This is a genomic window from Luedemannella flava (assembly GCF_039528515.1).
Classification (GTDB): domain Bacteria; phylum Actinomycetota; class Actinomycetes; order Mycobacteriales; family Micromonosporaceae; genus Luedemannella; species Luedemannella flava.
In genome coordinates this window covers 70144-92926 of record NZ_BAAALT010000059.1, presented here as the reverse complement: position 1 = coordinate 92926, position 22783 = coordinate 70144, and the positions used below count along the sequence as shown (strand labels likewise).

The 22783-nt window shown below is 68.0% G+C and carries 20 protein-coding genes; 8 read left to right on the top strand and 12 right to left on the bottom strand.

Going from position 1 to position 22783, the window contains the following annotated elements:
- The first annotated feature begins 277 nt into the window (after positions 1–277).
- The 3 genes from ABD211_RS12205 to ABD211_RS12195 are packed head-to-tail and all read left to right on the top strand — an operon-like array spanning position 278 to position 3251.
- Positions 278–2212: an ABC transporter ATP-binding protein gene (locus tag ABD211_RS12205; RefSeq protein ID WP_344129556.1), complete on the top strand. Its 1935-nt coding sequence runs from the start codon at positions 278–280 to the stop codon at positions 2210–2212.
- A complete protein-coding gene (locus ABD211_RS12200) occupies positions 2209–2835 on the top strand; it encodes an NUDIX domain-containing protein (protein ID WP_344129553.1) in 627 nt (208 codons plus the stop codon). Before ABD211_RS12205 ends, ABD211_RS12200 begins: the two co-directional genes overlap by 4 nt.
- Positions 2718–3251, top strand: a complete 534-nt coding sequence (locus ABD211_RS12195; RefSeq protein WP_344129550.1) for an NUDIX hydrolase — start codon at positions 2718–2720, stop codon at positions 3249–3251. Before ABD211_RS12200 ends, ABD211_RS12195 begins: the two co-directional genes overlap by 118 nt.
- Positions 3252–3355: 104 nt before the next feature.
- Here the strand turns inward: ABD211_RS12195 and ABD211_RS12190 are convergent, their stop codons facing one another.
- Positions 3356–4051 carry a sulfotransferase domain-containing protein gene (locus ABD211_RS12190; RefSeq protein ID WP_344129547.1) on the bottom strand — a complete coding sequence of 232 codons (696 nt, stop codon included), beginning with the start codon at positions 4049–4051 and terminating at the stop codon, positions 3356–3358.
- 202 nt (positions 4052–4253) lie between these two features.
- Entirely contained in the window at positions 4254–4925 is a 672-nt protein-coding gene (locus ABD211_RS12185) for a hypothetical protein (RefSeq protein WP_344129544.1), read from the bottom strand.
- Positions 4926–5042: 117 nt separating this feature from the next.
- Here ABD211_RS12185 and ABD211_RS12180 point away from each other — a divergent pair, with 117 nt between their 5' ends.
- Genes ABD211_RS12180 through ABD211_RS12170 form a run of 3 tightly spaced genes read left to right on the top strand, consistent with a single transcriptional unit; the run spans position 5043 to position 7358 of the window.
- Positions 5043–5585: a TSCPD domain-containing protein gene (locus tag ABD211_RS12180; RefSeq protein WP_344129541.1), complete on the top strand. Its 543-nt coding sequence runs from the start codon at positions 5043–5045 to the stop codon at positions 5583–5585.
- A 40-nt stretch (positions 5586–5625) separates the two neighbouring features.
- The gene (locus ABD211_RS12175) at positions 5626–6033 is read left to right on the top strand and encodes a VOC family protein (RefSeq protein WP_344129538.1); all 408 of its coding nucleotides are present in this window, start codon (positions 5626–5628) and stop codon (positions 6031–6033) included.
- Positions 6034–6062: 29 nt separating this feature from the next.
- Positions 6063–7358 (top strand): MFS transporter, encoded by a 1296-nt coding sequence (locus ABD211_RS12170; RefSeq protein WP_344129535.1) that lies wholly within the window; start codon positions 6063–6065, stop codon positions 7356–7358.
- Positions 7359–7369: 11 nt separating this feature from the next.
- Here the strand turns inward: ABD211_RS12170 and ABD211_RS12165 are convergent, their stop codons facing one another.
- From ABD211_RS12165 to ABD211_RS12125, 9 genes are all read right to left on the bottom strand, one after another.
- Positions 7370–7930, bottom strand: a complete 561-nt coding sequence (locus tag ABD211_RS12165) for an AAA family ATPase (protein WP_344129532.1) — start codon at positions 7928–7930, stop codon at positions 7370–7372.
- A gap of 165 nt (positions 7931–8095) precedes the next feature.
- Positions 8096–8629 (bottom strand): DinB family protein, encoded by a 534-nt coding sequence (locus ABD211_RS12160; protein ID WP_344129529.1) that lies wholly within the window; start codon positions 8627–8629, stop codon positions 8096–8098.
- A 147-nt stretch (positions 8630–8776) separates the two neighbouring features.
- A complete protein-coding gene (locus ABD211_RS12155) occupies positions 8777–9343 on the bottom strand; it encodes a hypothetical protein (RefSeq protein WP_344129526.1) in 567 nt (188 codons plus the stop codon).
- Positions 9344–9433: 90 nt separating this feature from the next.
- A complete protein-coding gene (locus ABD211_RS12150) occupies positions 9434–10495 on the bottom strand; it encodes a competence protein CoiA family protein (RefSeq protein WP_344129523.1) in 1062 nt (353 codons plus the stop codon).
- Positions 10496–11283: 788 nt separating this feature from the next.
- Positions 11284–12048, bottom strand: a complete 765-nt coding sequence (locus ABD211_RS12145) for an alpha/beta fold hydrolase (RefSeq protein WP_344129641.1) — start codon at positions 12046–12048, stop codon at positions 11284–11286.
- 206 nt (positions 12049–12254) lie between these two features.
- A complete protein-coding gene (locus ABD211_RS12140) occupies positions 12255–14867 on the bottom strand; it encodes a pPIWI_RE module domain-containing protein (RefSeq protein ID WP_344129520.1) in 2613 nt (870 codons plus the stop codon).
- Positions 14868–18206: a pPIWI_RE_Z domain-containing protein gene (locus tag ABD211_RS12135; RefSeq protein WP_344129516.1), complete on the bottom strand. Its 3339-nt coding sequence runs from the start codon at positions 18204–18206 to the stop codon at positions 14868–14870.
- A complete protein-coding gene (locus tag ABD211_RS12130; protein WP_344129513.1) occupies positions 18203–19309 on the bottom strand; it encodes a restriction endonuclease-related protein in 1107 nt (368 codons plus the stop codon). Before ABD211_RS12130 ends, ABD211_RS12135 begins: the two co-directional genes overlap by 4 nt.
- On the bottom strand, positions 19306–19569 hold the full coding sequence (locus ABD211_RS12125) for a hypothetical protein (protein ID WP_344129511.1): 264 nt from the start codon (positions 19567–19569) through the stop codon (positions 19306–19308). The genes ABD211_RS12130 and ABD211_RS12125 overlap by 4 nt, the downstream gene beginning before the upstream one ends.
- 99 nt (positions 19570–19668) lie before the next feature.
- On the opposite strand from ABD211_RS12125, the gene ABD211_RS12120 reads away from it, so the two are divergent.
- Complete coding sequence (locus ABD211_RS12120) at positions 19669–20163, top strand: hypothetical protein (RefSeq protein ID WP_344129508.1); 495 nt, start codon at positions 19669–19671, stop codon at positions 20161–20163.
- A 94-nt stretch (positions 20164–20257) separates the two neighbouring features.
- Here ABD211_RS12120 and ABD211_RS12115 read toward each other — a convergent pair whose 3' ends face one another.
- Complete coding sequence (locus ABD211_RS12115; RefSeq protein WP_344129505.1) at positions 20258–20815, bottom strand: DUF4352 domain-containing protein; 558 nt, start codon at positions 20813–20815, stop codon at positions 20258–20260.
- Positions 20816–20991: 176 nt separating this feature from the next.
- Between ABD211_RS12115 and ABD211_RS12110 the strand changes: the two genes are divergently transcribed.
- On the top strand, positions 20992–22782 hold the full coding sequence (locus tag ABD211_RS12110; protein WP_344129502.1) for an N-6 DNA methylase: 1791 nt from the start codon (positions 20992–20994) through the stop codon (positions 22780–22782).
- The last annotated feature ends 1 nt before the right edge of the window (position 22783 follow it).

Sequence of the window (22783 nt, the reverse complement as noted above, 5' to 3'; positions counted from 1 at the left end):
CGGGGCAATCCATTTCACCGCCGCGAAACCGCCGGCACGTCCCGCCCACCCGACACGGCAGGCAGGAGGCGAACCGGGGTCATCGAGATCCCCGCCACGCCGACCTGATCAATGGCGACCGCTGTCACGGGAACGGTGACAAATCTCGGACGGTAGGTGTCATACCGGACTGTCATCGTGAAAGTCGCCCTCCGCCACAACCCGAGAGGCCGTGCGACCTCGTACAGCTGCGACGGTGTACGCGCGCCGTCGTCCACCCCATCGGCGAGGAGGTCAGGTGACCACGACCGAGGCAACGACCACTAGCACGCAGACCACTACGGCGGACCCGGCGGGTGAGTCGGTTTTGCCGGAGCTGCGCTCGATGTGGTGGGAGAGCGGCCTGCGGGCCCGCGCCGCCGCCGGCGTGCTCGCGGTTTTCACCGAGCTGCCGCGCCTGGCCTGGCAGGCGATGCGGATCAGCTGGCGTGCCGACCGTACCCGCACCCTGATCGTGATCGTCGCGACGCTGACGGCCGGGGTGATGTCGACGTTCGGGCTCCTGGCCACCCAACGGGTACTGGTGGAGTTGTTCGCCGGCGGCCCGACCCCCGACCGGGTCCGCGCCGCCCTGCCCGCCCTGACCCTGCTCGCGGCGGCGACAGCGGTGCGGGCCGGCATGGGTATCGCGCTCGGGTACGCGCAGAACGGGCTCAATCCGCGGGTGAACCTGCAGGCCGAACGCCGCCTGTTCGAGACGACCACCGCGGTGCGGTTGGACGCGTTCGACGCGGACGCGTTCGCCGACGACATGGAACGCGCCTCCCGCGGCACGGACGCGGTGATGTCCCTCGTGCAAGGTGTGACGAACCTGGCCGCCGGGGTCGTCGGGCTCCTCGCGGTGACCGTGGCGGTCGTGGTGATCCATCCGCTGCTGCTGGTCGCGTTGCTGATGGCGACCGTGCCCAACGGGTGGGCGTCGGTGAAGGCCGGCCACCAGCGCTACCAGACCTACCTGGCCGGGTCGGTACGACGACGCCGGTTGTGGATCCTGCACCGGCTCATGGCCGAACGCGCCACCGCCGCCGAACTACGCACCTACCGACTGCGTGACTTCCTGCTCGACCAGTACGACCGCGTCATGGGCGCCGAAACTCGCATCCAGCTCGACCTCGCCCGCAGGGTCACCACCACGACCAGCGTCGGCGCGATCATCGGCGGCATCGCCACGACCGCCGTGTACGTGCTGCTGGGGTTGCTGCTCCTCGATGGGCAGATTCCGTTGTCGGCGGCGGCCACGTGTGTGATCGCGGTCCAGGCCGCGCAGCGGTCCCTGGCTGTGGTGACGTTCCAGATCGACCGCACCTACACCGACGGGCAGCATTTCGGCGACTACACCGGCTTCATGACCCGCGCCGGCGACTACATGCCCCCACCCGCCGGCACCCACACACCTGGTCCGCTGCGCGAACTCGCCGTCGACCAGGTGAGCCTGAGCTACCCCGACCGCGACACCCCCGCGCTCGACCAGGTCAGCCTGGTTGTGAATGCCGGGCAGACGGTGGCGTTCGTCGGGGAGAACGGATCCGGCAAGTCCACCCTGGCCGCCCTCATCGCCGGCCTTCGCACCCCCGACGACGGGAAGATCACCTGGAACGGGCACACCCTCACCGACCTGAACCCCGATCTGGTGCGGGCGCGGATCGCGGTGGTCAGCCAGGACTACTTCAAATGGCCGCTCAGCGCCGCGACCAACATCGCCATCGGAGACATCACCACCCCGCCCGAGCAGGAGCGGATCCAGGCCGCCGCTACCAGGGCGGTGGCCCACGACATGATCGAGGACCTGCCGCACGGGTATGACACGCTGCTGGACCGTACCTTCGCCGACGGGCAGGACCTCTCCGGCGGGCAGTGGCAGCGCATTACCGCCGCCCGCGGCTTCTACCGCGACGCCGAACTCCTGATCATGGACGAGCCGTCGTCCGCCCTCGACCCCCGCGCCGAGGACGCCCTCTTCCAGGCCATCCGTGACCGGCATGGCACCGCGACCACGATCCTGATCACGCACCGGCTGGCAAACGTCCGCCACGCCGACCGCATCTTCGTCCTGCACGACGGCGCCCTCGTTGAGGCCGGAACCCACGACGAGCTGATGGACGCTGGTGGCCGCTACGCCGACCTGTTCGCCCTGCAGGCCGCCGGTTACAGCGACCGTACGGACCCGTCATGACCGCGCCGATCACCGTGAGCCGCGTACGGGCCATCGCGCTGACCCGCGACGACCAACTGCTGCTCATCCACCGGATCCGACCCGGCCGACCCGACTACTGGGTGCTGCCCGGCGGTGGAATCGAACCAACGGACATGACCCTGACCACGGCGCTGGCCCGGGAACTGCGGGAAGAGACCGGCGGGCACGCGACCATCTACCGGCTCATCCACCTCATCAACGACGCGCCGTCCGGGCAGGCGGTGTTCCTCGCCCGCGTCGATAACCCGAACCCGCACACCCGCACCGGCCCCGAGCTCACCACTGCCGGAACCGACGCCGGCGAGTACCACCTCGAGGCCCATCCGCTCACCCCGACAGGCCTCACGAACCTCGACATCCGACCGCACGGCATCGCGGACCTCCTCGCCGAGCACCTACGCGCGGGGCGCAACCTGTTCGACCTGCCGACCTGCGCCGCACCCACCATCTCACCCGCACATCGCAAACACCACCCGCTCAACACGTGGCACCGGGCGATGTGGCGGCCCGGCCGGGTCCGGCAGCGGTACGGGTCGTCGTGCGGGCGCTACTGCGCGCTGGCGACCGCATCGTCCTGGTCCGGGAGGCCTACCAGGACATGACCCTGTGGCTGGCGCCCGGCGGTGCGGTCGAACCCGGCGAACTGCTGACCACCGCCCTCATCCGCGAGGTCCGCGAAGAGGTCGGCCTGACCGTCCACACCGTCGGGCCGATCGCCTTCTGCATCAACACCCGCCGCGACGACGCCACCACGACCCTGGTCGTCTTCTTCGAGATCACCGACTGGTCCGGAACCCCCGAGCCCGTTGACCCGGACATCCTCGACGCGGCACTTGTAAGCACGCACGACGCAGTGGGCCTTGTCAGCAGCGAGCCGCAGGCACCCCGGCGCATCGTGCAACCACTCGCCGAGTACCTGCTCGGTCGATGCCCGCCCGGCACCACCTGGACCTGGGACGGCGACAACACGGACGCCACCTGGGGAGCAGCACATTCTCGTGACCGGTCATCGCGGTGACGAGAGGCCCGGCGCGGCGGGCACGGTGCATCCAGATCGGCTGAGGACGGCGCGTGTCCCTCGGCCGAGACCTCTGGTGACACTCGGCGCGCCGGGCGTAAGTGCTACCCCGTCGGCGGGAAGCCGACCAGCCGCATCGCGGCCACGTTGTCGGGCCGGGACCAGAACAGCTCATGCAGATCCGCTGGCAACTCGTCACGGTGGGTGCTGCTCCTCCCGCGACGGAAAAACTGGTCATCTACCTGCTGAAGGTCCGCGAACGACGGGATCACCGCCCCGGCCCTCGGTGACAGCTGCGGCGCGAGCGCCGTGACGACTCGTTCCACGGCGTACGCCGGATCGCCGACCAGGTCCTCGTAACGCAGCAGCAGGCGGTTCGGCACGGGCGGCTGCAGCCAGCTCAGCACGTTGGCGCCCCAGCTTCCCGCACCGACCGGCTCATCCCGGACGATCATCTTGCGCAGCTCGGCCGCGAACCTGCCGGGCTCGGCTTCGCTGACCTGGCGAGCCCACGACACCAGCGCGTCACGGCCGTCGCGGACCAGGCAGATCGCCTTATCCCCTGGATCCACCTCGTGGCCTACCTGCCGGTGAGTCTTCACGAAATGCACCCGGGTGTCCGTGCGCATCGCCTCGATCGCGGCCGGTCGCTCCGTGAAGCCGATCAGGTCAGCACCCAGACGCCGGGCGACGTAGTCGGTGTCATACACGACCGAGGTACGCACCCCGTACAGGTGATGGAGGGCGATCCGCAAGAAGGTGTTGCCCGACCGGGGAAACGAGGCCAGCCAGACAATCACCCTGGCACTGTAGCGACACCTGCAACCCCGTTGAAGCGGCGAACGCGAGGTTCGCCGCGAGATGGTCGACCCGATGCGGCCTTTGGCCGGCGCCGTGGCCCTCACATCCCATCAAGCAGGGAGTTTGGCGAATTGGTACAAGGGCGGTTCTTGGGAGGGCAGTGTCCGTTGAGCGATTTCGGCACCTTGAGGCGCGGCCGCGCTATACGTGCCGGGTCGGGTAGCCAATCTCGATGAGATCGTCCGTGAGATCGGCAACCACGAGGTCCGCGTTCAAGCGGCGTACAAGCTCATCGGACAGCGGGTGCAGGGCGAAAACCTCGCCGACCGCCTCAAGATCTACGGTTGTCTCGTAGTAGTCCTCGGCGAAGCGGTGGTACGCCACGGCTGTGCCCTCCACCAGCACCTGGAACAGCCGGTCGGCACCGTCCGGATCATTGCCATCCGGAAGGTCGAGCTCTCCGGTGTGCCACCGATCGTCGCCGTGCTGCCGCCACAGGCACACCGTCGCTTCCAAGGTGCCCTTGTAACTGAACGCCGGCTCGTCGACGCAGCCGGAGAAGACCTGCGGCACCGCGTCGACCAGCCCGGGCCACAGCTCGCCATCGTTGCTGGCCGGGCTCATCGGTGACTCGTGGTCGAAGCCTCGGATGAACGCGCCCGATGGCGAGAACACGATCGACCACGCGTCGCCCGATCCGTTCCGCATGGACGCCATCTGCTCGCCTGGCGCCCAGCGCGCGTCGAAGGAGTAGTACCGCGACTCCCACTCAGGACTCAAGATCGCGTCCAGCATCGCCATCGCTCGACACCGCTCGCGCAGTGTCGGTATGTCCGGGAGGGTGCGCACCACGTTATGAACCGCCACCGGCACATCTAACCTCGACGCGCCTGCCCGTGTGGCTCCTCCTCGCCGCCGTTACGAAGATCATCAAGTCTAGGTGGGCAGCCCGCCTGACCCAAGAATGATCATGATCAGGGGTGATCGTCGATGGCCAGCGATGGCGTCGACTTCGCCTCGCCAAACTGCGTGCTCATCCGCCAGGCAACACGCCCAGTCACACTTGCGTGGGGCCGCATGGGGGCGGCTATGCTCGACGACTTATGGGAACACCTGTTCGATCAAGGTGGTGTGTCAGTGGAGCGGCAAGCGACCAAGCGACGACACGGGCGTGGGCACACGTACGAGTTCGCGATCAACGGCCTCGACGGTCGGGTCACCATCACGACCACCGCCGACCACACGGTGCGCACCGTTGTTCTGGCCGCAGGTAAACAGGGCTCCACGATCAGCGGGCTGTGCGACGCGTTGTCGCAGATGACCTCGCTCGCGCTGGCCCACCACACCCCAGTGCAGGCGGTGGCTGCCGTGTTGACCGGATTGAGGTTCGAACCCGCCGGAGCCACCGGCGACCCGGAGATCCCCACCGCGACGTCGGTAGCGGACTACCTGGGGCGGCGCATCGCCGCCGATCTGGTAACCCGGCGACAGCGGGCACGGCGATGGACACGGTGCCGCGCCCGCACCAGTTGACAGATGTTGCTATTCGCCAACACGGCTTTGGAGGTGTGCTGTGCCGGTGCTGCATCACGTGGCGGTGACGGTGACCAGCCTGGTTGAGGCCAGACCGTGGTACGACGCGGTCCTCGGAGTGTTGGGCTACCGGCCCGAAATCGTCTCGGAGCGGATCTGCACCTGGACTGGTGCCACGCCGGAGATCCTGGTGTACCCGGACGAGGGCGATGACCGGTCCCCGCATACCCATGGTCGCCCCGGTTGGCAGCATGCCGCGTTCGCGGTGGACGACCGGACCATGGTCGACGCGGTCCACCGGGCGGTGATCGAGGTGGGCAGCGGAACGGTGGTGCACGCCCCGCGCGAGTACGACTACATGCCCGGGTACTACGCGGTGTTCGTGACCGACCCCAGCGGCGTGCGGTGGGAGATCCTCCACGCACCGTCGATCAGCGCCAACACGTAGGCAGGCCGGCACCCGGACGAGGTCATCACATGGTCCGAGGCGCTGGCAAAACCGGCGATGGGCCTGGCGGTGACTTTCGACGGTGGTGGGCCGCGTACGCCGTGTCCGAACTCGGCAGCGCCGTCGGCGCGGGAGCGCTGTCCCTCGTCGCGGTCATCGTCCTGAACGCTTCCACCCTGCAGGTGGCATTGCTGGCCGCCCTGTCGGGTGTGGCCGGTGCGATCCTCGCGGTGCCAGCCGGGCCGTGGGTCGAGTTCCGCCGCAAGCGGCCCGTGATGATCGGCACGGACCTGGTCCGGGTCGTGGTCCTCGGTAGCGTCCCCGCTGCGGCCGCCGTCGGCTCGTTGACCTACGCGCAGCTGTGCGTGGTTGGTGTGGTCCAGGCGGTGTGCGCGATCGTGTACGCAGCCGCGTCCGGTGCCCACCTCAAGGCGCTGGTCGGTGAGCCACAGCGCCTGGCGGCGACCAGCCGGATGGAGGCCACGCTGTGGACCGCGATCAGCGTCGGCCCGCCGATAGGTGGACTGCTCGTGTCGTGGCTAGGCGCCACCACCGCGATCGCGGTAGACGTGGTCAGCTTCGCACTGTCCGCGCTCGGCGTCCGCCGCCTGCGCACACCGGAACCGGCACCGCCCACTCCAGCCCGTCACCGCCGGTGGGCCTCCGAGGTGACCATGGGGTGGCGAGCCATCGGTGCTCATCCGGTGCTGCGGCTGCTGTTCGGCAATGCCATGGTCTTCGGCGGCCCGATCATGGCGATCTCACCGGTACTCGCCGTTCTCATGCTGCGCGACCTCGGGCTACGCCCGTGGCAGTACGGACTCGCCCTCGGACTGCCCGGCCTCGGCGGCATCGCCGGCGCCCTGCTGGCCAAACCCCTCGTGCGACGGTTCGGGCAACGCCGCGTCCTGCTCGCCGCCGGCCTGGCCCGCACCCCCTGGATGCTGTTCCTGCCGCTGGCCCCACCCGGCACCCCGGGGTTGATCGTGATCACGGTCGCTGACATGTTGTTGCTCGCCAGCGCTGGCGTGTTCAACCCCGCGTTCGCCACCTACCGGATGAACGTGACCCCCGACGCCGTGATGACCCGGGTCCTGACCGCCTGGTCGATCAGCTCGCGACTGATCCAACCGATCGTCATCACCGCAGCCGGTCTACTCGCGACCGCCATCAGCCCACGGACCACGCTCACCGTCCTGGCCGCACTCGTGCTCACCAGCGCGCTGCTGCTGCCCTGGCGGACTGATACCACCACGCCCGCACCGACACGCCATGCAGCCTCGCGGGCGGCCCGACCGCCCACGAGCCGAAACGCGCGCCGTTGACTGGTCGGTCCTCAGGTCGATGAGGCGTCGGTCTGCGCCGCCCTGCGGCTCAGGAAACCGGCGCGGCGCGCGATCATCTCCTCCAGAGCATCGAGAGTGGGCAGCGGCCCGATCACCTGCTCGCAGTCCATGCCCAGCACGTCGCAGGGCAGATACCAGGAGCGCATGTCCTGCGCCGTGAACTCGCTGGCCTGCGGTCGTTGCGCATGCCGGCGCAGAGTCTCCTCCAACGGCACGTCAAGGTAGAACACGTACGCCTCACCTCGATGGTCCCGAACGAGGTCACTGATGATGTGTCGGTACCGGGCGGCGGCGAGGATGCCCTCCACGACGACGTGGCGACCGTGATCGAGCGCGAACCTGGCGACATGCTCGATCAGATGCGGCGCCAGCCCGCCCTCAACGTCGCGCTCGCGCAGCACGATGCGCCGCAGATGGTCCTGCTCAACGAGGGCACAGGACCGGTCGTAGCGCCGTTGCAGCATGCGGGCCACCGAAGACTTCCCGGACCCGGAGTTGCCTCTGATCACAACCAGCTTGGGCTTCGCCGCGTTGTCGGTACCGGACGCCATGCCGGCGATCCTGGCCCGCCACCGACGCAAACGCTGGCGCGACGCGCGGCGACTGTGGCAACGCGATGTGAAACATGTCCGCCGACCTGGAAGCCAGCCGCGACCGGTTCGACCGGTGCTGGCAAGACCAGCCGCGGGCCGGGGATGATCGGGCGCGGTGGCGGGCTACAGGCCCGTCACGCCGTCGATCTGCTCACGCAGCAGATCGGCATGACCGTTGTGGCGGGCGTACTCCTCGATCATGTGCAACAGGACCCAACGCAACGAGACCGGACCCCCGCCTGGCTCCTCGCCCACGACATCGAGATCCACCGCCCCAGCTACGAATTTCTCCGCGAACGCCACCTCATCGCGCCAGTCAGCCCATGCCGAGGCCACCATGTCCTCATCCGCGTCGCGCACATCGAAGGCCGTGTCGGGCCCGACTGTGGAATACAAGGCGGGTGGATCTTCGCCGGCCATGACCCGCCGAAACCAGAACCGCTCACCCTCTGCCAGATGACGTACCAGCCCCAGCAGCGACAACGCCGACCGGCTCACCGCACGACGGGAAAGATCCTCCGGCGACAGGCCGCGACACTTGTACTCGAACGTGAGCCGATGCCACCGCAGGAACGCGACCAACGTGGTCGCCTCATCCGCTCGCGGCGGACGAGGCTCACGCGGATCAACCCGGGCGTCGACGGTATGGGATGTCATGCCCTGATTATCCGAACAGCTACGACAATCCAGGCTGGCCGTGTGGTCCACACAACCGGTGGAAGCCACAGCCAACGCGCTGGGGCTGAGTCCATGCAGACCGGCCTGGCGCATCGAGAACCGAATCGGGCTCCTCGCCGTTGACGGTCAGCTTGCGCGGCCGATGGGGTGGCCATCCTTACGTAGCCGGCGGGCCCAGCCCTGGATGGTGTGGACGGGAACCTGGTAGTGCTCGGCCAAGCCGCTAATCGTGCCGACCTGCCGGTAGGCACCCATCACCTCGTCCGCCGGCGGCATCCGCCGGTAAACCCGATCACCCTTGGCCGCCGCCGCCGCGTCGTCGGTCGGTGTGGCCGCCGCCTTGCGGGGAGGCGACGTGGTGTTACGAGTCGACTTCGCCGCCGACTTACGTGGCTCCGCCTTTCGTGTGGCAGCGGGTGGGCTCGACTTCTGCGCGCCACCGCGGGGACGTCTGGCCGCGCGTGCGGGTACTGGTGCGGGCTCGTCGGCCGCAGGTGTGGTGGCCGGTGTCGACGCGGCTGTGCGGTCCTGCGGCAGGACGCCTGGCGTCGCGAGGGCGTCGCTCAGCCAGGCCAACGCCCGGGTACGTGCCGGAGCGTCCAGCTCCACAAGGGCGCGGTAGGCGGTCTCCATCGCCACGAACTCCGAAAGAGCCATCACACTCTCCTTGATCGCCTTGCGAGACGGGTTCATGGTAGGCGCGCGACAGCTTGTACTGCGGCGGGGTCGGCAGACCCGTCGGACCGGCCTCGGCGGCCACTCGCGTTAACCAGGACCAGATCATCATGCTGCCTTGGGTAGGCCGCGTACGTCATCGGCGGGCACGGCTGGGCTGTCCGGGCCGCAGGCGCTCCTGGGGTACTCGTATCGGCTCGGGTCATCCATGCCTGGCAGCGTGTCGACCCGCTGCACCGGATGGCTCGGGCCGCCCGCATTCGGTGTCCAGTCCGGGGTCGACGCTGCGGGTGTGGGTGAGACGGTGGGTGTGGTGGGCAGGCTGAAGAGTGGCGGGTTCATGCGCTGGTGCTCGCGTGCGGCACGGGCGCGCACGGCGACGTCAGCGCGAGCCGCGCGAAGTTCCGCGTAGACCGTGGTCGGGAGATGGAGGCCCTGAGGGTCGATGGTGAAGCTGTTCAGGTCGCGCCACCAGGTGCTGGTCTCGTCGCCACGACAGGGTGGGTAGTGCGGGGCTCGCAGCGAGAGGCCGGGCTGGTCGAACCAGTCGCCGATCGCGGGATGCGCGACGCCGATCGGGATGCCGACGCGGGTGAGGTCGTCGGCGAGTTGCCAGTGGCATTGGGGCTCGTGACGGGCGACGCCTGGTACGCCGAGGCGGGGATGCCAGAACCAGACCTCGACCACGCCGACGGCGGCGTAGTCCTCGTGACGTCGGATCCACGCCTGGTCGGTGAGGTCCTGCCGCTGTACCTCCAGGGCCAACTGAGTGCCGTCGTCGAGGGTGACGGCTACGTCGCTGCGGCGGCGTCCGTCAGCTGTCCAGTACTCGGTGGTGGCCGCGGTGACGCGGGGTTGGCTGGCGGCCCACCGCAGCAGGGTATGTTTCGCGTCGGCGTGCCACACCGTTTCCGGGTGGTGTCCGCCGGGCGGGCCAACCCGGGGCGGGTGGGCGAAGTACGGGCGGACCTTGCCGGCTGTGCGGCCGCCCTTGTACAGCAGTGGCACCTGCGTGCCGGGTAGGGCGTCGGTGCCGTGGTAGCAGTGCCAGCACACCAGCGTGCCGTCCCCGTTGTGGCCCTTGTTCTGCCAGTGCGCTCGGGATGCGTCTTCGACGTGGACGCTGATGTTGGTGATCAGGTCCAGGCCGACGACAGAGCGGTCCCTCATTCCGTATCTCCTTCGGGTGCGACTCACGTGATCGCGCCGTTGCCGGCGCTGACCCGCGCGCGAATGCGCGCAGGTTGTGACCGCCCGTCATCGCGGAAGAAGAACCCTGAAGTCGACGATGCCGTCGTGGTGGGGCCGAGTGAGTATCGGTGATGGTCTCGAGCAGCCAGGCTCGGACGGTGGCCCCAAGATCTATAAATGTGTCGTGTGTGATGTTGGTGTGCCGACGGGCAGTTTCCAGTATGCCTGCCGGCATCGACGTCAACGAGTCTTATGTTCGTGCCCGGGTTGAGGTACCCACGGCGCACGGCGGACCCGTCGGACCGCCGTGCGTCAGCCTGTGCCCGGGACCGGTCCGTTACGTCAGGCGGCCGGCCGTCCGGCGTGGGGGAGGAGGCGGGCGGCAGTATCAGCCGCTTCGCAACCGAGATCCATGATCACCGAGGTGTAGGTATGGCGGTGATAGTGATGGAGGAATGGCGCGGGCGTGCTTGAGGAACATGGCGGCGCAGTGGCGCAGGTCGTGGCTACGCCGCCCACGACGTGCTGGAGCACCCAGGCATCGCCGCGCCGTTCCAGCCGCACCAGACAGTCGTCCTCGCAACAGTCACCGGAGCCAGTTCGCTGGGCAGCAATAACATCCCGGCGCAGCTGCGGTTCGAGATCGAAGCTGCACTTGCAGCCGGTCGGGCGGTCATCATGGAAACCGCACCACTCGACCATCGCGGGGCAGTCCACTTCAGTGCAGCAGAACCGCCCGATCCCGGTGTACCTCCTCGAAGCCCGGTCTAGCGGATCAAACGCCCGCCGCTGGCATCGACTGCGTCGGCGGGCAGAAGGACCGAGCCGCCGCCGACAGCCGCTGCAGCGACCGCGTCGACGGCCAATGCCACGAGTGCCGGTGCCTCCGCGTTGAGTCGATGTCCACCGTCGATGGCCATCAGGTGCCGCGCATCCAGTTCCGCAGCCAACCGCTCGTGGTAGGTGCGCCATGACCGATCGAGGTCCGCGGTCGCCTGCGGGCTCGTCCACCGGCCCGGTGTGCGGGTCAAAACCACAGCGGGCACTGGGCCGGGAAGGCTGGTCATCTCGCAGGCGCCCGCGTCGGCGTCGATCCAGCGGGCGTCGGATCGGTCACCGTCGGCGTACGGGCCTCCATCACCGGGCCACAACGCCATCGCGGGCAGGCTGCCCTCAACGAGGACCAGCCCACCCACCCGCCCCGGATAGCGAGTGGCGAACACCCGTGCCACGAGGCACCCGAACGAGTGACCCACGAGTACGAGCGGCGACGAGGCACCCAACCTATCCAGTAGCCGGCCGAGCTCGTCGGCGACCACGCGGTACGGCTGCGGACCGTGCTCATTGACCGCGGCGTCGCTGCCTGCGATGCCTGCCCGGTCATACGTGATCCGGCGAACCGGCCCTGTCAGCCGTTGCAGCACGGGTTCCCAATTGGCGCCTGGCTCACCCAGGCCCGACACGAAGACCGCCGAGGGGCCGTTGCCGCGCACCGTCGCAGCCAGCCGGTATCCACCGACATCGGTCAGCATCACGACGGCACTCTCCGTTTGTTGAGGTCCACGACCTTCAAGCGTGGCATGACAGTGGCCCTGAGCTACACGCCAACGAAGGTGGGCACGTCACGAGGCTACTGGCGGTGGCGTCGAGCGGCGATCTGGTTTCGGTATGTAAACGACCGGGCGCGATCGTCGGCGAGTTGCCGGTGGCGTTGAGGCTCGATGCGTTCCGCGCTCGATCACGGTTCGTCAAGCTGATCGACTACGCTCATACCGTTGATCTTTGCGGGAAGGAGATATTCGTCGACCTGTTTGGCGAGGTGAAGTGGCCATGGCAGGGTTGTGGTGACGTCAGAGTATGGTGCCGCCCAGCGCAGGTCGTGCGCGAGTGCCGCCCAGTGGTCGGGTACGTCGCCGGGCTGTATGGCCGCCACGAACAGTTCGATGAACTGTTGGTTCCAGACGTGGGCGCTTGCCTTGGGCGCTCGCATCTCGTCCTTGTGCTCGTACGGTGCGATCTTCGATACGGACTTGATGGCGTTGCTGGCGCTCATCGGTTTGCTGCCGGTGCTGCCGTAGACCCGGTCGAACACATAGCGCCACAGCCCGAGCGGTTGGCCTGGCTCGCTCGTGCTGAATCCAAAGCACTCGGGTGTCTCGCCGGCCTCGGCGGTACGCACCCTGATATGGCGTAGTCCGGGGTACTTGGCGATCGGTTGCGGGTTGTCCGCGCCGAAGCCGAGCAGGTCCAGCTTCACTTGGCTGTTCGAGACGAACTTCCACTCGGAGCGAAGGTTCTGGGCGTGGGTGAGCATCAGCACGTCGGGGTAGGCGCCCACGACAGCGGCGATGGTCTCCTTCACGAACCGGGTGATCTCGTCAGGCCCCATGTTGAGGTCGACGTTGACGTAGCGTCGGCCGATCTCCAGTAGCCCGGTGTGCAGCGGCTGCCAGTCGATCTGTGGGGCGCAGATGCGGACGTCCTGCCCGGTGGGATCAATCAGTACCGCAATGGGGACCTGTCGACGCACTCCCCAGGTCCGTCCCTTGTTTTGCCGGATTACCCAGAATGCCAGTAGGGCGGGCTGTTGCTGCAATGTATTGGCGAACGGGCGGGGGAGCGGTGCGGGGCGTACGCCGAGTTGGCGAAACAGGTCGTCGACGGCGGAGATGAACCGTTCGAGGTTGGGGTCAGAGGGTTCCCGGCCCTCCCGGATTCGGGGTGGTTTCGTGGGTTCTACGACAGGGGTTATGAACTGGGTGAGCCGATCGGTGCGCAGCAGGCCCTGGCGGATGGCGAAGATGGGGTCGTGGCCGCGGCGGGCGCCGCTGTAGGAGTCGGGGCCGGCGATTTCGACCAGCGCAATGGTGGGGACTTTTGCGCGAGGCACGGTTGCTTCGATGTGCGTGACGCGCGCCTGTACGGCGTCTTGTAGCTTCTTGCCGGCGCCGGGGGCGTCTCGGTCGAGGTCGGCGGTGATGCCGGGTGACGACGAGCGTCGAAGGCCGAGGGTGAGGGCGCCGCAGTCGACCATGATGCCTGTGTCGGTGAGTTGGTCAGCGGTGGGCAGGTTGACGCCGAGGCGGGCGGCGAGCGCGGTGAGGGCGTACGTGGTGGACGGGGCGGTGTCGGTGAACAGGTCGATGTCCAGCCGTTGCCCGATGACACTGCAGATCTGGGCAGGGAAGGTGGTGGCCTGTTCGTTGACGTTCGTGGCCCGTCGGAGTTGGGGGTAGACCGACGCGGGTACCCGCAGCTGGGGTTCGAGGAGGTGGAGGTGTGGCGTGAGGGTCTCGGTGACCCAGGTGATGAGCGGTTCACGGTCGGCGGGCGACAGTCCCGCGCTGACTTTCTCTTTTCTGCGGCCGAGCATGCCGGGGCTGTAGACGAGTGCGGCGGCGTCGCCTTCGCGTTGCAGGTAGTCCATGGGCTTGTCGGTGAGCTGCTGAGGGTCGGGTAGCCGGGATAGGCAGCCGACCTGGTGCAGGACCCGAGCAAGCGCGTCGTCCCACTGTGGGCCGTAGCTGGTGTTGCCGTCGGCGGCGCTGCTGCGGGTGAGTCTGATACGAGCCCGGCCGAAGTGGCGGGAGTTCGCCAGCCCGGTCACGTACGGCAGGGTAGGGGCGAGGTACACGTTGTGCCCGTGGTCGAACGCGAGCTTCGCGCGCACCGGTACCCAGCGTCGGACGCCGAAAGTCATGTACACGAACAGCTCGGAGCTGGTCGGTATGGTCTGGGTGGTGATTCCGATCTTCACCGAGTACGGGGTCTCCTCCTCGATGGCAAGCGGCGGCCAGGAGATTAGCTCGGCGCCGGTGTCGGTGGCGCATCGGCGGAAGCGCAGGTCACCGTGCCCACAGACCACGTCGGGCTGGGAGAGCGTCGCCGCGATCTCCATGGGAAGGAGGCGGAACGCCAGGTCGCGGTGCTGGACCGCAGCCAGGTCAACGTTCAGCTGTGACCACTGGCGATCCAGATCCGCGGGATCAAGCTGGGTGAGCGTCGCCGCGATTTGATTTGGGCCAGCCTTCTGGGCGCGTACCCACCCGGCGACGATGCTGAACAACGCCCGGGTATCGATCTTCCGGTATGTGAGCAGCCAGTCCTGGTCGTCATTGCCCTGCGTCGCCCGGGTCATGGTCACGACGCAGTCAGGCACGAGTGCGGTGATCGCGTCGTTGAGTGACTGGATCGGGATGCTGGCAACAGAGCCACCCCGAGCAGCTTGGGCGAGCCGGCGCAGCGGGTCCTTCCACACGCCAGGGAAGCGGAGTTGATGGTAGACGCGTGGCATCGCGACCGATGGATCCAGCCGCAGCGTCGTGACGGCGAGGTGATCGTAGCGGGGCATTCAGCGGTCTCCCATGTCGCGCAGGGCTCGATAGAGCGGGTGGTAGAGGGCTTGGACCAGGTGCCGGTCGGTGCTGGTGGCGTCGGCGGCGAAGTACGGTTCCAGCACGTCGCGCATGCCCAGCAGAAGGCTGGAACTGGCGTCGTCGAGGCCGTTGTCGGTGCGCTGGGCCGTCTTCGGGGCGAACGCGGCGTCGCAGAAGTACACCTTCGCAGCCTGACCGCCCCGCACGAGCCGGCCCACGACCTGCCAGATCGTGACGAGTTGGGTCCAGGCGACCCGGGCGCGTTCGTCGTTGTCGAGCTGGCTGTAGGCCACCATGGTGTGCAGCAGGCGTCGCCATTGGCGCTGGGCGGCGCGGCGTCGCTCGTTGCCAGCCGCCTCCAGCGCTTGCTCGGGTTCGCTGGCGTCAGTAAAGCGTCGACCCATCTGGGTCTGGGCGTACTGGTTGATGCGCTGGGTGACGTAACTGAGATCTTTCGGCCTCGGGTGCGGGCGGACCAGGAAGAACGCTGCGCCGATCGCGGCCACCCCCTCGTCGTTGAGGATGTTGTGGCCGCGTTCGATGGCCAGGATCGGGGTCACCAGCAGCCAGGCGTCGTCGCTGCCGAAGTCCGCGACATCGGCACGGCGGATGGTGTGCGCGTCGTCCCAGCCAGTTTCCAGTTCGTCGTCGCCGACCAGGCAGCGGACCTGCCCCTGCCACGACGACTTAGCTTTGAGTAGCGCGTCAGTAACCTGGCGGGCCTCGGCATAGCTGCCCACCAACAACATGATCTTCTGTCGGCCGGGTGGCAGCGTGGCGCGTTCGCGGTCCAGCCGGTTGGGGCTGCCAGGTCCGGGGCCCGGTTTGGTCAGCTCCTTGACCATCTGCTCCAGTGCCGCGCGGCGTTGCGGGCCGTAACGCCCGGACACCCAGATCGGGGTACGCCGGGGCCCGGTGTACTGGATATCCAGGGTGAAGGTCGTCTTGGCGATCTGAGCCAGGTCCTGCTCGGGCGGGCGCAGGATCGCCCCGACCGGAACATCGATGTGGTAACGCGGTGAAGTGCCGGCCCAACTCGTTCCCGATAGAAGGAGCACGTTGGGGCCGCTTCCGTCGGCGGGGAACAGGTCGGGCAGGTTGACCAGCAGCATCCGGCCGACTCCGGAGTAGCGGAAAAACCGGAACTCGCCCAACTGCCCGTCGCGGCTGCTTGCGTCGTCCTCGACGTACTGGAAGCCGAGCACGTTGCCCATGGGCGACTCGGGCACGATCGCGGTCAGGTCGGCCGGCGGCTTGCGCAGCTCAGCGGTGATCACGTCGTACATGTCCAGCTCGCCGGCGACCTGCGGCCACATCGTGAGCATCAGGTTGAGCCGATGCGCCATCACCGCGACCGCGAGTGCCACTTCCAGGCGCCAGATGGTGTGGTCGGTGTCCGAAGGGCTGATGACCCGTCCCGGCGTCAGCTCGCGCCGGGTGAGATCGTCCAGCCAGCCTCGGACCAGCGTCTCGCGGGTGTCTTCCTCGATGTCGGACAGCTGCGCCACGGCCAGGCGTGCCAAGTCCGCCGTCACTGGGTCGTCGTGGGACGCGGCAGTCGGCTCGTCGATGAAGGCGTTGAAACTGGCGCGCAACGCCTGGTACAGCGGGTCGTCCTCCCAACCGTCGGCCGGCCGGCGGCCGGTCGTGGAGGTGTAGCCGGCCCAGTCCAGGGCCAGTTGGTCGAACAGCGCCCAAGCGGTGAAGTAGTCCTGGTCGATCCAGTTCAGGACGGGCCTGCCAGCGCGGCTGCGGTCGCGTTGCAGCAGCTGGTAGATGAGGTCGGCTGCCGTGCGGGCGTGGTTGACCGCGCTGGTGAACCGGCGGACCTGCTTGGAGCTGGTCTGCGCCCGGTCGCCGCGGCGAAGTTTGTCGGCGACCCGGGTGCCGATCTCGTCGATCCATGCTTCGTCGCTGGAACCCAGCAGCACCTGAGCGTTGGCGAACATCTCGTCGAGGTTTGCCTGCACCTGGTCGGCCTCGTCGACAATAATGAGGTCGCTGCGCCGCCACGCTGCCTCCAGGTAGCGGATCTGCGTGCCGCCCAGCGGTGTGGGTACGGCGGTGTGCACCAGGCTCCACGGGGTCGCGATCCAGACGTTAGCGTCAACGAGGCGTCGGGATGCCTCGTGACGCTGGCAGCCGTGCCACTGCGGGCAGGTGTGCTTCGGCTTGTCCCGCCAGCCGTCAACCACATCATCGTGATCATGGGCGACCAGCGCCTGGCAGGGCGCCTCCCGAACTCCCAGCGGGGTGGCCGCTTCCCGGAGCGCGCTGAGGCCGCACGCGGTGCTGACGAGCTCGAAACCGAACCCCGGAGCCGGCAACAGCCGACCCGGTACGGGCGGTTGGAGCCGGTGCAGCCGCTCGGTGTGCCGGGCGCGATTTAGGCCCATGACCGGGGCGACCCGAACCCAGTTGTAGAGCGACAGGTCGTGGCTGAGTCGCAACGCGGCTGAATTGTCTCCGACGACGATCGTCACCGTGTGCCCATGCCCAGCCGCCCACACTGCCAGCACCATGACCAATGTGCTCTTGCCCGCGCTGACCATGCCCACCAGATGCAACATCGTGTCGACCGTCAGCGCCATGGCATCGTGGAACACGTGCCCGCCGTCGCGGACCTGCAAAGTCACGTCGAGAAGGCGCTTCGCCCACGCGTTGCTGCGGCCGTGCGCCACGTCGACGACGTCCATGTTCCGGGCCGTCGCGATGAGGTCTTCCCACGTCACGTAGATCGGCCGACGGGGCCGCACGCTCAGATCGTGAGTCTTCGGGGCAGCGACAGGCGGCAACGCATCGGGCAGGGTGATGCCCAGGCCACGGGAGGTCGAGCTCATCCGGTACTTGCCCGGCTCCGCAATCCGAACCGTTGCGGTGTCGAACGGCATAGGGCGGGTGAGAATCTCCTCGTACACCGACCACCGGTCCGGAGCGACCCGGCAGGGCCGGCGTACCGGCCGGCCAGCCGGGTCAAAATGGTAGCCGCGGACCTGTTCAGGCACCGATCGGTAGGCGTCCAGGACGCTGTCCCATCGGTACGGGCTTTGAGTACGCCACAGCAGCTGCCTGGCATTAGCCAACCGCACCGGTGCGTCCTCAACGACGCAGTCCACGACGTGCCAAAGGGTCCGGTAGCCGTCCAGCAGGGCCGGCACGCCGCCAGCCGACTGGCCTGGTGCGACCGTCTCCAACAGGTACAGGCTGAGCTCGATGTCCATCAATCCTGATGCCGATGGTTGGTCACCGGTGGGCTGATAGTGCGGCGCGATAGCGCGAGTGACCCGCTGGCGCAGCGTCCGGACCTGCCTCATGCCTGTCCCTCCTTGCGCCTGCTGACCGCCTGCAGGAAGTCCTGTTCCGACACCGCGACCACGGGCTGGCCGGGGCGCAACTCAGGGCACGCGGCCCGCAGCCGCTCGATGTAGCGCGGCTGCGCCTTGACCTGTTCCTTGGCGATCACGATGTACGCGCGGTCGGCACCGGCCGGCGGGCGAAACGGGCGCTGGCGCAGCCGCTGGGCGAGGCGGACCGGGCTGCGCCACGCCTTGACGTCCACCGCCCACGGCAGTGACTCGAACACCGACAGGTCGCAGGCGTCGAAGTCGGGCCAAAGCCGCACCTCGACCCCCATGGTTCCGATCGCCGTGGCGATGCGCAGCTCGGCCCGGCCAGGCGCGACGACAAAGGTGCGAAGCTCGCGTCGCAGCCACCACACACCTTCCGCCGCCGCAAAGTCCGGCCCGGGCGTGTGCGGATCGGGGCAGCCGGCGTCCACGCAGGTCCATGTGCGCGCGTCGTCCAGCGGCAGCCGAAGACCATGACATCCGCCGCAGGTACGAACTACGCCGTCTGTGATGGCTTCCAGCGGCGCCTCCACGTACGCCTCGCGTACCTGAGCGGCGACCACCGCGAGCGTTGGACGGGCCAACTGCTCGTCAAGATCCAGTGCAGTAATCGACGGCTGCTCGATGAGCAGCCGACGAAACGCCACATAGGACTCCGGCATGTTCGCAGCTCGCGTTTTGTCCATCACGGAGGCGATGAGCGCGTTCTCGCGTACCTCGCCCTCGACATCGCCGCGCAGGCTGCCCAACTCCTCGCACGTCGCGGTCGGGCGACCGTAGGACAACAGCGCCTCGTCAGGGTCGACATCAACATCAACGAAGCTAACTTTCCAGTCGCCGAATGGCACCTCGGCCCATTGCAGCAGTTCGACAACTCCGCTGGGGGCCGGGACGTCTTGATGCCAGGCGAGTAGCGTCAGTTTGTCCAGCGCGGCCTGCAGGTTCGCCGGGTACGGCAACCGGAACGGCCCGGCCGTTGACACCTGTTGGTGGTAGTCGATGATGCCGCTGGCGAGTTGTGCGATGAAGATCCGGCCCTCCGGTAGCCACGGTGGCAGCCCGTCAGTCATGCGATTCCTCCAGTGGACACGAGGTCGGGGCGGTGCGTCGCCAGCCAACGGTGCCAACCATCCTTGGCGATCTCCCGCAGCGAGTCGGTGTCGACGGCGGTAATCGTATTGCCGTCGGTATGGGCCAAACCCCATTCGCACCACGAATGGATGACATAGCGGGCCGCGGTCACCGAATAGCGCGGGTCGCCATTGGTCGCGACGATCGACACCAGCTCCCCCTCATCGGCCGTCATGCGGTCCGCGAGGACCGCGACCATCTGCCCGCGGTACCCCTGTGTGACGCAACGAGATCCTGCCGGCGGTCTCGGGCGTCACTGTCGCGTTCGACACTCGAACCCGTCCATAGATGGGACCGGATGATCGGCATGCCGCCCGGTGTCCTGATCGGACGGCGACGGGACGCCGATGCCAACGGCCCGTTCGACAAGGTATATGTCCCAGCTCGCGTGGAAGGCGCGCAGCAACGCCTGGCTCTGTGTGGCGGTGACGAGCTTGCCGTGGGTGGTGATGAGCTTGAGGTCACGCCATTCTGCGAGCAGCGCGCCCGCACGAGTTCCCGCATCGATGGGGCCTGCCTCGATGCAGACGATACGAACAATCTGTCCACGGGTCAGCTGACCGGCCACGGCAAGCTGGCCGGCAACTCGCCGGTGGTAGCCGGCACCCCGCGTGCGACGCACTGCGTGTTCGATTGGCATGCTCGTCATGTGCCAGGTTCGACCGACGGGGCACCGGTACACGCGCAACGGTGGGCAGTTCGGCCGACGGACGCGATGCACAACGGCGCCGAGCGCGTCGGACTCGGTCTCGAATGCGACCTTGCCGCACGGCATGCAGGTCGGTCCAGCTAGGGGCCCACGGACCTCGCGGTTCACGACTCAACTCCTCGGCTACGGGTTCGGCCGTTGTGTGGCCGGGCCACAGCCCGGCCACACGATCCGGACGTCACAGCGCCCAGTACGCGGCGGGCTTGTCGAAATCGAGGCCGACGCCGTCGACCTGCACCTTGCCGCCGGAGATCGCGGCCTTGGGCACGTCGAAGACGATCTTCCCGGCGACCTTCTGGCCGCTGGACAGGTCGGTGGCGTTCAGTGCTGGCTTGAAGTTGACCGTGAGCGCACCTTCGGAGACGGTGCCGTCCTTGGCAACGAACTTGAAGTTGAACGGGTTCGCGCTGTAGGTGCCCTGCTTGCAGACCACGGTGACGTTGAAGACGACGAAGACCCCGTGGTCCGGCTTGCTGCCGAAGTCGCCCGGCTCTACCGCGAACTGCTTGGGGTTGGCGACGGTGATCTCGACGGTCGTCTTGTCGCCCAGGGTGTCGTTGGTGAGCGTGACGGTCTGACCGACCTTGGCCGTGGCGGTGGTCTTCTCCGTGGCGGCGGACTCGACGTTCTGGCTGCTGCCGCCCGTGACGGAGGACTTTGTGTCGCCGTTGCCGGAACTGCAGGCGATGGTGAAGGCCGCAAGGGTGACGAGTCCAAGGACCACGATCTTACGCATGTGAGGGAGCCCTTCCGGGGTTGACTGTTCGATGGCGCGTTCACCGTACGTGTGACTGTGAATAGTGTCAACAGCAGATCTTGGCGAAGGCATTGTCCACGGCCTCTACGTTTGTTAGCCTCATCGCGACGGCGACGCACACGCGGCCGGGTAATGGAGCGGAGAGGCGGAAACGGGTGCAGAGCAACGCCGAGGTGACCGCTGCCGACATCGCCCGTCTGGCAGGAGTCGGGCGTGCCGCGGTCAGCAACTGGCGCAAGCGGTTCCCCGACTTCCCCGAACCAGTCGGGGGCACGCCCACCAGCCCCACCTTCCCGCTCGTCGCAGTTGAGGCGTGGCTGCGAGCCAACGACCGGCTCCCGACGAGCACGCCGCTGGACGACCTGCTGCGGGTGATGCGCCACACTGTCGCCGAGGTCGGGCCGATCGACGAGGCGGTTCGCGGTGTCGGGGAGGCACTGCTCGCGGCCAGCCAGTCGCGAACACCCACGCCGTCGCTGCCGGCCGAGCTTGACCGGGCTATCGTCACGGCGATCCAGGATGTAAGCCCTGCTCAGGTCTTCGAGTTTCTGCTTGAGCGTCTCCTCGACGCGCAGGGAAAGCGGGGCGCCATCGCCACCCCGCAAGCGCTCGCTGAGCTCATGGTCCGGCTCGTCGACGTGTCCGGCGCGGTCGTCTTGGACCCCGCCTGCGGCACCGGCTGGCTGCTGCACGCCGCCGCTGCCGCAGGTGCGGACCGCCTGCTGGGCCAGGACATCAACCATGATCTTGTGGTACTCACCGAGGTGCGCCTCGGTCTTGCCGGCGTCGCGCACACAGTCCAGCAGGGCAGCCTCCGCGACGACCGCTTTGCCGACGCGGCGGTCGACGTGGTGGTGTGCGACCCACCATTCGGCCAACGGGACTGGGGCTTTGATGAGCTCACATTCGACTCCCGCTGGGAGTACGAACTGCCGCCCCGTTCCGAGCCCGAACTCGCGTGGGTGCAGCACGCGCTGGCGCGGCTGAAACCCGGCGGGCACGCTGTCGTGCTACTCCCACCGGCGGTGGCGTTCCGCCCAGCGGGCCGGCGGGTGCGCAATGCCCTGCTCCGGCGCGGGGCGCTGCGCGGCATCGTCGCGTTGCCGCCCGGTGCCGGCGTGCCCGCGCACCTGACTCTGCACCTGTGGTTGCTGCGCCGGCCGGACCGCCCGGGCACACCACGCGACCTGCTGCTCGTCGACGCGTCCCGGTCCGAGTGGCCCGGCTGTGCCGAAACGATCACTGAGCTGGTCGCGGCGTACCAGGCCAAGGGCGAAATGCCTCCCGAGTACAGCGAGATCGCCCGTGCCGTGCCGTTGCTGGACCTGATCGACGACGAGATCGACCTGACGCCGGTGCGGCACCTCGGTCACGACGCGGGTGCGGTCGATGCGGTCGCGCTCCGCGTTCAGCGGGACGAACTGGCGAGCGTCATCGCGACGCTGCCGGACCTGCTCGCGGGCCTGCCCGACGTGCCCACGGCAGGATCGCCGGTCCGTAGCGTCGCAGTGGCCGATCTGATCCGTGACGGGCAGGTGACGCTGCACAATGCGGGGGAGATGATCGTGCGGGAGGGTGACGTGCTCGTCCAGACCGTTGGCGCCCGGCCCCGCGCCACGGTCGTGACGGACGCGTCCCATCCACCGGCGCAGGACGGGCCACAGACGCTGCTGCGCCCTGATCCTGATCGGCTCGACCCCTGGTTCCTTGCCGGGTTCGTAGCCCGGGCGACCAACGTGCGGCTGAGCAGTTCTCTCGGTACCTCCCGGCTCGACGTGCGCCGGGCACGGGTGCCGCACCTCCCGCTTGACCGGCAGCGGGAGTACGGCGTGTGGTTCGAACGGCTGGACGTATTTGACCATGCGGTCCGGCAGATGTCGTCCCTCAGCACAGACGTGGTCCATCACATCGCGGAGGGTCTGGCCACCGGCACCCTCGGTGGTTGAG